Origin of the sequence: Bradyrhizobium neotropicale, from assembly GCF_001641695.1 — a bacterium.
Classification (GTDB): Bacteria; Pseudomonadota; Alphaproteobacteria; order Rhizobiales; family Xanthobacteraceae; genus Bradyrhizobium; species Bradyrhizobium neotropicale.
In genome coordinates this window covers 7,501-19,538 of record NZ_LSEF01000002.1, presented here as the reverse complement: position 1 = coordinate 19,538, position 12,038 = coordinate 7,501, and the positions used below count along the sequence as shown (strand labels likewise).

The 12,038-nt window shown below is 64.6% G+C and carries 13 protein-coding genes and 1 pseudogene (1 of these 14 running past the window's edge); 11 read left to right on the top strand and 3 right to left on the bottom strand.

The window, feature by feature from the left end:
- On the bottom strand, positions 1-950 hold a 950-nt coding region (locus AXW67_RS00110), incomplete at its 3' end, for an IS481 family transposase (RefSeq protein WP_082907694.1).
- A gap of 235 nt (positions 951-1,185) precedes the next feature.
- Between AXW67_RS00110 and AXW67_RS00105 the strand changes: the two genes are divergently transcribed.
- The 3 genes from AXW67_RS00105 (at position 1,186) to AXW67_RS00095 (ending at position 3,710) form a co-directional block, all read left to right on the top strand.
- A complete protein-coding gene (locus tag AXW67_RS00105) occupies positions 1,186-2,028 on the top strand; it encodes a fumarylacetoacetate hydrolase family protein (protein WP_063675702.1) in 843 nt (280 codons plus the stop codon).
- Positions 2,029-2,213: 185 nt separating this feature from the next.
- A complete protein-coding gene (locus AXW67_RS00100; protein ID WP_063675701.1) occupies positions 2,214-2,825 on the top strand; it encodes a glutathione S-transferase family protein in 612 nt (203 codons plus the stop codon).
- Between the two features lie 15 nt (positions 2,826-2,840).
- Complete coding sequence (locus tag AXW67_RS00095) at positions 2,841-3,710, top strand: MBL fold metallo-hydrolase (RefSeq protein ID WP_063675699.1); 870 nt, start codon at positions 2,841-2,843, stop codon at positions 3,708-3,710.
- 165 nt (positions 3,711-3,875) lie between these two features.
- On the opposite strand, the gene AXW67_RS00090 is transcribed toward AXW67_RS00095, so the two are convergent.
- A complete protein-coding gene (locus tag AXW67_RS00090) occupies positions 3,876-4,418 on the bottom strand; it encodes a methylated-DNA--[protein]-cysteine S-methyltransferase (protein WP_063675697.1) in 543 nt (180 codons plus the stop codon).
- A 137-nt stretch (positions 4,419-4,555) separates the two neighbouring features.
- On the opposite strand from AXW67_RS00090, the gene AXW67_RS00085 reads away from it, so the two are divergent.
- On the top strand, positions 4,556-5,374 hold the full coding sequence (locus tag AXW67_RS00085; RefSeq protein WP_027555610.1) for an alpha/beta fold hydrolase: 819 nt from the start codon (positions 4,556-4,558) through the stop codon (positions 5,372-5,374).
- Positions 5,375-5,376: 2 nt separating this feature from the next.
- Complete coding sequence (locus AXW67_RS00080) at positions 5,377-6,189, top strand: alpha/beta fold hydrolase (protein ID WP_063675695.1); 813 nt, start codon at positions 5,377-5,379, stop codon at positions 6,187-6,189.
- 74 nt (positions 6,190-6,263) lie between these two features.
- On the opposite strand, the gene AXW67_RS00075 is transcribed toward AXW67_RS00080, so the two are convergent.
- A complete protein-coding gene (locus tag AXW67_RS00075) occupies positions 6,264-6,725 on the bottom strand; it encodes a carboxymuconolactone decarboxylase family protein (RefSeq protein ID WP_063675693.1) in 462 nt (153 codons plus the stop codon).
- A gap of 97 nt (positions 6,726-6,822) precedes the next feature.
- On the opposite strand from AXW67_RS00075, the gene AXW67_RS00070 reads away from it, so the two are divergent.
- The 6 genes and pseudogenes from AXW67_RS00070 to AXW67_RS00045 all read left to right on the top strand — a co-directional run.
- A complete protein-coding gene (locus tag AXW67_RS00070; RefSeq protein ID WP_063675691.1) occupies positions 6,823-7,680 on the top strand; it encodes a sigma-70 family RNA polymerase sigma factor in 858 nt (285 codons plus the stop codon).
- 38 nt (positions 7,681-7,718) lie between these two features.
- Positions 7,719-7,856 (top strand): annotated as a pseudogene (locus AXW67_RS44845) (peptidase M20); the annotation flags it as partial.
- A 348-nt stretch (positions 7,857-8,204) separates the two neighbouring features.
- A complete protein-coding gene (locus AXW67_RS00060) occupies positions 8,205-8,882 on the top strand; it encodes a GntR family transcriptional regulator (protein WP_027555614.1) in 678 nt (225 codons plus the stop codon).
- 131 nt (positions 8,883-9,013) lie between these two features.
- On the top strand, positions 9,014-9,814 hold the full coding sequence (locus tag AXW67_RS00055; protein WP_063675687.1) for a phytanoyl-CoA dioxygenase family protein: 801 nt from the start codon (positions 9,014-9,016) through the stop codon (positions 9,812-9,814).
- Between the two features lie 174 nt (positions 9,815-9,988).
- On the top strand, positions 9,989-11,302 hold the full coding sequence (locus AXW67_RS00050; protein WP_063675685.1) for an NAD(P)H-dependent oxidoreductase: 1,314 nt from the start codon (positions 9,989-9,991) through the stop codon (positions 11,300-11,302).
- Positions 11,303-11,485: 183 nt separating this feature from the next.
- Positions 11,486-12,038, top strand: partial view of a TRAP transporter substrate-binding protein gene (locus AXW67_RS00045; protein WP_063675683.1) — the 5' portion only. 536 nt of this gene lie beyond the right edge of the window; the window shows 553 of its 1,089 coding nt (coding positions 1-553); the start codon lies at positions 11,486-11,488; the stop codon falls past the right edge of the window.

Sequence of the window (12,038 nt, the reverse complement as noted above, 5' to 3'; positions counted from 1 at the left end):
CTGTGGAATCTCAACAGGTCGTCCTCCGGGAGACGGAGGCGGCTGATGGGTGGTTTGGCTTGCAAACTACCGTGTGGGCGATGCCAGTTGTAGTGCTGAAGCCAGATTGGCAGGTTTTTGGCGCGCTGGTCTGAGGTGTCGTAGGAGCGAGCGTAAGCCCACTCGCGCAGCGCTGTCTGGATGAAGCGTTCGGCCTTGCCGTTTGTTTGGGGCCGATATGGTCTGGTGAAGATGTGCCTGAGGCCGAGCTTCCCGCACGCTCTGGCGAAGGCCTTGGCACGGTAGCAAGAGCCATTGTCGGTCATGATGCCGGTGACCTTCATACCGAGGCTGCGGTAGTAAGCGACGGCTTCCCTGAGGAAGGCGATGGCACTTTCCTTTTTCTGATCACGCCGGATCTGGGAGAAGGCCAGGCGCGATGCATCGTCGATCGCCACGTGGACGAACTCGTGGCCGGCGCCGCGGCTTTCACCCTTCTGACGATCGTGCGTGATGCGGTGGCCGGGTCTGACGAACCTGCCGAGCTTCTTGATGTCGATATGGATCAGCTCGCCGGGCTGCTCGCGCTCGTAGCGGCGCACCGGCTCGGCCGGCTCCAGATCGCGTGTCCGGCTTAATCCCAGGCGGCGGAGTATGCGGCTGACGGTGGCCCGTGACAGCCCAACCTCGGCTGCGATCTGCTTGCCGGTGTGGCGCTGCCGGCGCAACGCCTCGACGGCCTCGCACGTGGCCCGCGGGGTTTGGCTTGGCGATGAAAGGGGTCTGGAGGAACGATCACGCAATCCCTCGACACCTGCTGCGCGGAACCGCTCGACCCATTTGGCTACCGTTTTCGGTGTCGTGTTGAACTGGTCAGCCGCGGCAGCCTGGCTCAGTCCGTCCTCGACCACGCCTCGCACCATCGCCTCTCGACCTGTGGGCGTCAAAGGCGCATTCTTGTGGACGTTCATCTGGTCTCTCCGTGGAAACGTTGAAGCTTCGCAACCTCAGCTTCCTCGGTTCAGACCAGATGGACAACCTCCTGAGACACCAAAGCTAACCCACCCTACGATCTACAAGCCCTTCTCCGATCGCCTACCGAATTGAGAGGGCTGCAATGCGCCCCGCTTTGAGCGGTTGAATTTCCCGCCGCCGTGTTCCATGAAGCTATTTAACCGATCGGTCCATCTCAGGGAGAAAACGAGAATGAAACTTGTTCGTTATGGCGAAATGGGTGCGGAAAAGCCCGGCCTGATCGACAAATCCGGCCAGTTGCGCGACCTGTCGGCCCATCTGAAGGACCTGACCGGCGAGGCCTATTCGCCGGAATCCCTCAAGAAGCTGGCCGCCCTCGACCCCGCCTCGCTACCCGCCGTCTCCGGCAAGCCGCGGTTCGGTGCTCCCGTCACCGGCATCTCTAAATTCGTGGCGATCGGCCTCAACTACAGCGATCATGCCAAGGAGACCGGCAACCCGATTCCGGCCGAGCCGATCTTCTTCCTCAAGGCGAACACTGCACTCTCCGGCCCGAACGATGCGGTCGAAAAGCCCCGCGGCTCGACCAAGCTCGACTGGGAAGTCGAGATCGCCGCGATCATCGGCACCCGCGCCAAGTATGTCTCGGAAGCCGAGGCGCTGAATTACGTCGCCGGCTACTGCGTCTGCAACGACGTCTCCGAGCGCAACTTCCAGATCGAGCGCCTGGGTCAGTGGACCAAGGGCAAGTCACACGACACGTTCGGCCCGCTCGGCCCATGGCTCGCCACCAAGGACGAGATCAAGGACGTGCAGAACCTGTCGATGTGGCTCGACGTCAACGGCCAGCGCCGCCAGACCGGCTCGACCGCGACCATGATCTTCACCATGGCCAAGTGCATCTCCTATGTGTCGCAGTTCATGACGCTGCAGCCCGGCGACGTCGTCACCACCGGCACGCCGCCCGGCGTCGGCATGGGCATGAAGCCGCCGACCTTCCTCAATGTCGGCGACGTCGTCTCGCTCGGCATCGAGGGCCTCGGTGAGCAGCGTCAGGAGATCGTCGCGGCGTAAGCCCCTCGGTCCTCATCCTGAGGAGCGCGCAAAGCGCGCGTCTCGAAGGATGAGCCAGGAACACAGTCACCCGACGTTTGCGCCGGGTGACAAGATAGCTCGCTCGTTGCCCATCCTTCGAGACGCGCGCCGAAAGGCGCGCTCCTCGGGATGAGGGCTGTATGTTCGGACAGAGGTCATTCCGCATGAAACTCTCCTTCTCCGCCGCCTCGCCTTTCGCCCGCAAGGTCCGCATTGCCGCGATCGAGCTCGGACTGATCGACAAGATCGAGTTCACGCCCGCAACCGTCGCGCCGGGCCAGGCCAACGAAGACTATTCGCGCATCACGCCGCTGAAGAAGCTGCCGGTGCTGATTACCAATGACGGCGACGTCATCCTGGATTCCTACGTCATCGTCGAATATCTCAACGAGATGGCAGGCGGCAGCCTGATCCCCGACTATGGCCCGCGGCGCTGGAAGGCGAAGACCAACCACTCCCTAATCAACGGCATGCTCGATTCCATGCTGTTGTGCCGCTACGAGAAGATGGTGCGACCTCAGGGCCTGCAATGGCAGGCGTGGTCGGACGACCACTGGAACCGGGCCTGGACCGGCATGGCGCGCTTCGAGAACATACCGGACGTCCTCAACGGCCCGTTCGACATCTCGCAGATCGGTCTCGTTTGCGTGCTCGGCTACGCCGACTTCCGCTTCGCCGATTGCGGCTGGCGCAAGGCCTATCCGAAACTCGACGCCTTCCATCAGAAGATGCTGGAGCGGCCCTCGGTCAAGATCTCGGTGCCGCCGCCGGCGTAACCCGCGGGAGTCCTCATGAGTCTCAAATTTTCGGTTGGCGATCTCACCATCCATCGCATCATCGAGCAGGAAGTCCCCTTCTTCCCGGCGCTGGAAATGCTACCCGGACTAACGGCCGAGGTGTTGGCCGAGAACCGGGCGTGGCTGCGCGAGGCCAAGGCCCTGGATGACCAGGACGTGTTGATCCTGTGCTTCCAGTCCTATGTGGTGAAGACGCCGCACCACACCATCCTGGTCGACAGCTGCATCGGCAACGACAAGCCGCGGCCGCAGCGGCCGAAATGGAACATGAAGACCGACGACACCTACCAGCGCGCGCTCGATGTCGCCGGCGTGTCGGTCGAGGACATAGACTTCGTGATGTGCACGCATCTGCATGTCGATCACGTCGGCTGGAACACACGACTTGAGAACGGCCGCTGGGTGCCGACCTTCCCCAAGGCGCGCTATTTGTTCGCCAAGCAGGAGTTCGACTACTGGACCGAGCAGAATGCGAAGGCGGAGGTGCCGCCCTTCGCGGACAGCGTGCTGCCGGTGGTCGAGGCCAAGCGCCACGAGCTCGTCGGCAACGACCATCAGATCGGTGATCACGTCCGCATCCTGCCGACGCCGGGCCACACGCCGGGCCATGTCGCCTTCGCGATGGGCCGCGGCAAGGACGATGCCGTGTTCTCGGGCGACCTCATCCACTCGCCGCTGCAGACGCTTTATCCGGAGCTGTCGCCCAAGTTCGACGTCGATCAGGCACAAGCCGCAAAGACGCGCCGCAGCTTCCTGGAGCGCTATTGCGACACCGACACGCTGTGCTGCACCGCGCATTTCCCCTCGCCGTCGGTCGGGAAGATCAGACGCAAGGGGAATGGGTTCGTCTGCGCGGCGATGTGAGTCCTTGCTTCGCCTCTCCCCGCTTGCGGGGAGAGGCCGGAATTCAAGCGCAGCTTGAATTCCGGGTGAGGGGACTCTCCGCACGTCCAACTCTTACCGAATTTGCGGATCCAGCCCCTCACCCCACCCCTCTCCCCGTAAGAACGGGGAGAGGGAGAAGAGCCGTCAATCAAACAGACTCGGCGTGTGGTTGACGAGCGCGCCTTCGATCTCGAGCATCTTCAGCTTGGTGACTACGCCACCATTGGCGGAGAAACCGCCGGGCTTGTTGCCGGCCGCGAGCACGCGGTGACAGGGCACCACGATCGGGCACGGGTTGCGGCCGAGCGCCTGGCCGACGTCGCGTGACAGCTCGACGCCGCCGAGCCGTTTGGCGATGTCTCCATAAGTCATGGTCTTGCCCGGCGGGATGGTGCGGGCGATCTCGTAGACGCCGCGGTTGAAGTCGGGAACGTCGTCAAGATCGAGCGGAATGTCGGTGAGGTCGTCCGGCTCGCCCGCCAGCAATTTTACGATGCGGTCGATCGCCTGCTGCACCTCGGCCGTCGGCTCGGCCTCGCCGGCATCAGCGTGGCGTTGGTGAATGCGGGTACGGATCTTGTCCTCGCCGCCCATCGGCAGTTGCGTGCCATTGATGCCGCGCGGACCCCAGGCGATGGCGCACAGGCCGATCCTGGTCTCGAACAGGGCAAAATGCTGGTTGGTCATGGCTCGGTTCCTGGCTTGCTTCCTCGTCGCAGGCCCCCGCTTGTGATCTTCCCTTGAAATCTAAGCTTGGAAATAGTTGCGATCCACCCGGTTTCCGGGAATCTTGCACAGGTGTTCCACCCTTTCACGAGCCCAGAATGCAAAGCCTCCACGTCAACGGATATGACATGCCCTATCTCGACGTGGGCGAAGACAAAGCGGGGCCGCCGCTGGTCTGCGTGCACGGATCGCTGAACGACTTCCGCATCTGGGGCTGCGTGCTCGGGCCGCTGACGCGGCGGCACCGGCTGATCTGCGTCAGCTTGCGGCACTTCTTCCCGGCGCGATGGGATGGCGTTGGCGACACCTATTCGATCGCGCAGCATGTCGACGACGTCATCGCCTTCATCGAGAAGCTCGACCTCGGGCCGGTCGATCTGATGGGCCATTCCCGCGGCGGACACATCTGCTTCCGCGTGGCGCAGCGCCGGCCCGATCTGTTGCGGCGGCTGATCCTGGCCGAGCCCGGCGGCGAGCTCGATGCGAGCCTCGATCCCGACTATGCGGGCGGCCCCTCGCCGTTGCTGGCCCGCTTCACGGCGTCTGCGGAGAAGATCGCGGCCGGCGACATGGATGGCGGTCTTGCCGTGTTCGTCGACACGCTGGAGGGCGCCGGCACCTGGCCGCGACTGCCGGCGATGGTGAAGCAGAATTTGCGCGACAACGCATTCACGCTGATCGGCCAGGTTCGCGACAATCGCCCGCCCTTCTCCAAGGCGGACGCCGAGTCGATCAGAATGCCGACGCTGTTCATCCTCGGCGCGCGGACGAAAGGCCTGTTGCCGAAGGTGCTGCATGCGCTCGCCGCGCATGTGCCCTATTCGAAGACGGCGATCATCCCGAACGCGACGCATCCGATGTTCGAGCAGGCGCCGCAAAAATATTCCGAAGTGGTGCTGGACTTTCTGGCGGGCTGATCATGCAGACATTTCGCGTCAACGGTTACGACATGGCCTATCTCGAAATCGGAGAGGGCCCGCCGCTGGTCTGCGTGCACGGCACGCTCGGCGACTTCCGCACCTGGTATTCGGTGCTCGGCCCGCTATCGAAGAACCATCGCGTGATCTCGGTAAGCCTGCGGCATTTCTTTCCCGAGCACTGGAATGGTGCCGGTGACGACTACAAGATGGCCCAGCACGTCGCTGATGTGATCGGCTTCATCGAACAGGTCAGGCCGGCACCGGTCGACTTGATGGGCCATTCGCGCGGCGGGCACATCGCGTTTCGCGTGGCGCAGGCGCGGCCTGATCTGTTGCGCAAGCTGGTACTCGCCGAGCCCGGCGGCGATCTCGACGCGAGCCTGCCGGTCCCGGCAGGAACGCCCGCGCATCCACCGCTGGCCGCGCGCACGGTGCGCTCGGTCGAGATGATCCGCGCCGGCGACATCGAGGGCGCGCTGCAGAATTTCTACGAAGGCATCGAAGGCGACGGCTCGTGGCGGCGCGTGCCGGCGGCGGCGAAGCAGCAACTGCGCGACAACGCCATCACCTTGCTCGGCCAGATCAACGAGCAGCGCGGGCCGTACACGCTCGCGGACGCGCAGGCGATCAGAACGCCGACGCTTCTGATCGGCGGCGGCGCGACAACGGGCAGCCTTGCGGTGATCTGGCGCGTGCTGGCCGAGCACATCGCCGACGCCAAGACGGCGGTGATCGCGAATGCCGGCCACTGGATGTTCGAACAGGCGCCGCTGGAATACGGCGAGGCAGTGAACGTGTTTCTGAAGGAGTAGGCGTGCTGCTTGTGAGGCAGGCAGCGCCGGCGGGCTCCCTCGCCCCGCACGCGGGGAGAGGCGAGGGAACAACCTCACGCCACCTTCCACACGCCGACCGGCATCTTGATCGTCGCGTTCAGCCGGTTCCAGACATTGATCGTCGCGATCGAGAGGATCAGGGTTGCGAGCTCGCGCTCGTCGAAATGCTTGGCGGCATCGTTCCAGATCGCATCCGGCACGGGATCTTCGCGATCCGCAAGGCGCGTAACCGCCTCGGTCAGCGCCAGCGCGGCGCGCTCGGCTTCGCTGAAATAGGGCGTATCGCGCCAAGCCGAGACCGCGAACAGCCGCTCGTCTGTCTCGCCGGCCTTGCGGGCGACTTTGGGATGCATATCGACACAGACGCTGCAACCATTGATCTGGCTGGCGCGCAGGTGCACCAGTTCCAGGAGCTTCTCCGGCAGGCCCTGCTTGGTCAGAGCGCCTAGGGATTGCAGGACATTCATGGCTTCAGGCAGGACCATGACCGGGTGATTCATGCGTGCGTGCGTCATTTTGCGTCTCCGTTCGAGGAATTTCGACGGATCCGGTCACATCGGCCGGATTTGCGTCGTCATGGGCATGACGGGCCACGACCAGGGAATGTGACCGATGACGGAAGAAAATTTTCTCAGCCGGCAGTTCGAGGCCAATCGGGAGCATTTGCGCGCCGTCGCCTTCCGGATGCTGGGATCGCGCAGCGAAGTCGATGACGCCGTGCAGGAGACCTGGCTGCGGCTGAGCCGCAGCGACACGTCGGATGTCGCGAATTTGCGGGGGTGGCTGACCACGGTTGTGGCACGCATTTGCCTCGACATGCTGCGGGCCCGGAAATCGCGCCGCGAGGATCCGATGGGCCCGGACGTACCTGAGCCGGTCGACGACACGCGCGAGCGCGAGGCGGAGATGGCCGATTCCGTCGGCGCGGCGCTCTTGATCGTACTGAAGACGCTGCAGCCTGCGGAGCGGCTCGCCTTCGTGCTGCACGACATGTTCGCCGTGCCCTTCGAGGAAATCGCGCCGATCGTCGGCCGCTCGGTCGACGCCTCGCGGCAGCTCGCCAGCCGCGCGCGGCGGCGGGTGCAGGGCGCGCCGGTGCCCGAGAACGACCTCTCCCGCCAGCGCAAGATCGTCGAGGCATTTCTCGCCGCCTCGCGCGAAGGCAATTTCGAGGGCCTGCTTGCCGTGCTCGATCCCGAGGTCATCGTGCGCGCCGATCAGGCCGCGGTGCGGCTGGGCTCGCTGCCCGAAATCCGCGGCGCCGATGCCGTCGCCCAGACCTTCAAGGGACGCGCCCAGGCGGCTCGGCCGGCGCTGGTCGATGGCACGATGGGCGTCGCCGTCATCCTCAGCGGCCATCTGCGCATCGCGCTGCGCGTCAGCTTCAAGGATGACAGGATCGCGGCGATCGAAGCGGTGGCCGATGCGGAGCAGCTCGCGGCGTTGGACGTGGAGGTGTTGGAGCCGTAAGGCGGGGCGCGTCTTGGTGCCGGTCTTGTGGCGGTGCTAGCGGCAAGGCGGTCGTGGTTGAGAGCTTTGGCCTCGCCGGCTTCGGCTATCACGCCCGCGACGAGTTCATCGACACCAACTCGATCGTGCCGCGGCTTTACCTGGTGACGCGCCTGCTGATCGAGCAGGGCAAGAAGAAGTCGGGCTTCACCTCTCCCAGCTTGCGGCTGGGTGCCCTTGTGGCGCGAACGCGCTCCGGCCTTCATGGTTCGAGACGCGCCGTAAGGCGGCGCTCCTCACCATGAGGGTCTAGGATTTCGCCGCGAAATGAGACCTCATCCTGAGGAGGCCGCCAAAAGCGGGCGTCTCGAAGGATGGGCCGCAAGGAGCCGGCCTGCCAAACCCCCTCCCCTACCGAGACAAAAATCACATACTTTCAATAGCTTGACCTCATGCGACGCGAGGGCGCGTCGCCCGCTTGACGCTCCCCTGTCCCCCGCTGTAGCTTCGAATACGGAATTCCGTATTCCCTAGGAGCCGCCGGCGTGATCCCTCTCGACCCGCTCCCCAATCTGATCGACCAGGTCTATGCACGGATCCTGGAGGCGATCACCGACCGCACCTTGCAGCCCGGTCAGCGCATCCGTCAGAACGAGCTCGCCGACAGGCTCGGCGTGTCGCGCCAGCCGGTGTCGCATGCGCTGCACCTCCTCCATCGGCAGGGGCTGGTTGCCGAGAGCGGCAAGCGCGGCTTTGAAGTGACCCAGCTCGATCCTGCACGCATTCGCCAGCTCTACGAGGTGCGCGGCGCGATCGATGCGCTTGCGGCCCGGCTCGCCGCCGAGCGCGCGGCGAGCGATGCCGCGGGGCGCGAGCGGCTCGCAACGGCGCTGACTGCGGGGCGCCGCATCAATCGCAAGACATCGCTGTCCGAGTTGATCGCGCTCGACGTCGATTTTCATCGTGCAATCTATCATCTCGCCGGCAATCCCGTGATCGAGGAGACGATCGCGCCGCAATGGCCGCATATGCGCCGCTCGATGGCAACCGTGCTCTCCGAGCTCGATTATCGCGACAGCGCCTGGGCCGAGCATGCGACGATCACCGGGCACATTCTCTCAGGCAAAGCGAAAGAGGCCGAGCGCGCCGCGCTCGCGCACGCGCAGACGGCGGGACGGATGACCGAGGAGAGATTGATGGCGACGAACGAGGCGGCGGCGTAGCAAACACACGCTGTCATTCCGGCGCGACCCCGGAATCCATCGGGCCACAGAGACTGCTGATAAATGGATTCCGGGTTCGGTCCTGTGGACCGCCCCGGAATGACAACAATAAACAAACAGGAGGACGCCGCATGAAACTGACCCCGGAGCAATTGGAGTTCTTCCACCGCGAAGGCTGGCTGTTTTTGCCCGAGTTGTTCAGCCAGGAGGAAGTCGACTTCCTCGCGCGCGAGGCGGTCGGCATCTACGACGCTGACCGCCCCGAGGTCTGGCGCGAGAAGAGCGGCGCGCCGCGCACGGCCTTCGCCGCGCATCTCTACAACCAGGCGTTCCGTGTCCTCGGCGCGCATCCGCGCATGATCGAGCCGGTCGAGCAGGTTTTTGGCGAGCCGGTCTACATGCACCAGTTCAAGATCAATGCGAAATCGGCTTTCACCGGCGATGTCTGGCAGTGGCACCAGGATTACGGCACCTGGAAGCGCGACGACGGCATGCCGGAGCCGCGCGCGATGAACATCGCGATCTTCCTCGACGAGGTGATGCCGATCAACGGTCCGCTGATGCTGGTGCCACGCAGCCAGAACGCCGGCGATCTCCAGGCCTCACACGATCTCGCCACCACGTCCTATCCGCTGTGGACGCTGGACGAGGACACCGTCACGCGGCTGGTCAAGCAAGGCGGCATCGTGGCGCCGACCGGCCAGCCCGGCGGCATGCTGATGTTCCACGGAAATCTCGTGCACGGCTCAAGCGGCAACATCACGCCCTACCCGCGCAAGATCGTGTACCTGACGCTCAACGCGGTCTCGAACTATATCCGCACGCCGACGCGGCCGGAGTACATCGCGCATCGCGATTTCACGCCGATCAAGACGGTGGACGATGACGCGCTGCTGCGCCTTGCCCGTGCGCCGCGGCAGGCGGCGGAGTAGATTGACGCCGTCATTCCGGGGCGACGCGTCCGGGACCGCGCGATGCGCGGCTCGGAAGCGTCGAGCCCGGAATCCATCCGGCCGCAAACGATGCGGAAGAATGGATTCCGGGCTCGCGACTTCGTCGCGCCCCGGAATGACGAACCTTGATTGTTGCGCCCAGGGACATTCCCCATGAACCTCTTCCGCCTTCTCCAAGCCCGTGCATCCGCCGGCAAGCCCGTGCGCGTGGCGCTGATTGGCGCCGGCAAGTTCGGCTCGATGTTTCTGGCGCAAGTGCCGCACGTACCGGGGCTTGAGGTACCCATCATCGTCGACATCGACCGCGACCGTGCGCGCGAGGCCTGCCGCACCGTGGGCTGGGACGCAGCACGCATCGCCGCGACCACCTTTACCGACGACGGCGCGCGCGCCATTGCCGGCGGCGCGATGGATGTGGTGGTGGAGGCGACCGGCAATCCGGCCGTCGGCATCAAACATGCGCGCGCTGCGATCGCGGCCGCCAAGCACATCGTCATGGTCAACGTCGAGGCCGACGTGCTGGCCGGCCCGCTGCTCGCGGAGGAGGCGCGCAAGGCGGGCGTCGTCTATTCGCTCGCCTATGGCGACCAGCCGGCGCTGACGGCGGAGATGGTCGACTGGGCGCGCGCCACCGGCTTTCGCGTCGTTGCCGCCGGCAAGGGCACGAAATATCTGCCGGCCTATCACGACGTGACGCCGGACAATGTCTGGCAACACTATGGATTGACCGCGGGCGAGGCACAGTCGGCCGGCATGAATCCGCAGATGTTCAACTCCTTCCTCGACGGCACCAAGTCGGCGATCGAGATGGCGGCGATCGCCAATGCCTGCGGGCTCGACGTGCCGACGAGTGGGCTGTTGTTTCCGCCTTGCGGCGTCGACGATCTGCCGCATGTGATGCGGCCGCGCGAACGAGGCGGCGTGCTGGAGCGGTCGGGCGTGGTGGAGGTCGTCTCATCGCTCGAGCGCGACGGCCGGCCGGTGTTTCGCGACCTACGCTGGGGCGTGTATGTGGTGCTGGAGGCGCCGAACGACTACGCCGCCGACTGCTTCAGGCAGTATGGGCTGAAGACCGATGCGAGCGGGCGCTATGCGGCGATGTACAAGCCCTATCATCTGATCGGACTCGAGCTGGGCATCTCGGTCCTCTCGGCGGCATTACGGGGCGAGCCGACCGGGCAGGCCTACGGCTTCCGCGGCGATGTCGCCGCGGTCGCCAAGCGCAACTTGCGCGCCGGCGAGATGCTGGACGGCGAAGGCGGCTACACGGTATGGGGCAAGCTGCTGCCGGCGCCCGCAAGCCTCAAGGCCGGCGCACTGCCGATCGGTCTCGCGCACCGGGTCAAGCTGAGACATGACGTCGCGCAGGGCGAAGCGGTGCGCTGGAGCGATGTCGAATTCGACGCCAACAACGAGACGGTGAAGGTGCGCAAGGCCATGGAAGCCGCGTTCGCAGCGCAGCATTGAGCCGCGACGGCGGTAGCGCAACCAAAGTGCGCTTGATTTGCCAATTCCGTTTCGCCATCCTGACTGCGATCCGGAAATACTGAATTTCGGACAAAAAGAAACGTCGGCCACCGGCGAAGTTCAAAGCGGCGCCAAGATCGCGATCCCTCGTCGAGGACTCGACATCACAGAGAGGGGAGACGCATGGAACGTCGTAAATTCCTGACGGCGGGCGGACTAGGCCTTGCCGCGAGTGCGGTTGCTGCGCCTGCTGTCGCGCAATCGATGCCGGAGGTGAGATGGCGGCTCGCCGCGAGCTGGCCGAAGGCACTCGATACGCTCTATGGCGGCTGCGAATATTTCTGCAAGCGCGTCGCCGAGGTCACCGACAACCGCTTCCAGATCCAGCCGTTCGCCGCCGGCGAGATCGTCCCGGGCCTGCAGGTGCTCGATGCCGTCTCGAACGGCACCGTCGAAATCGGCAACACCGCACTCTATTACTACTGGGGCAAGAATCCAGCATTCACCTTCGGCACCTCGCTGCCGTTCGGGCTCAACACGCGGGCGCATATTTCATGGCTGCTGTTCGGCGGCGGCACCGAGCTGCTCAACGACCTCCTGAAGGAATACAACGCGATCGGCATTCCAACCGGCTCGACCGGCGCCCAAATGGGCGGCTGGTTCCGGAAGGAGATCAAGTCGATGGATGACTTCAAGGGGCTCAAATTCCGCGTCGGCGGCTTTGCCGGCACGATCA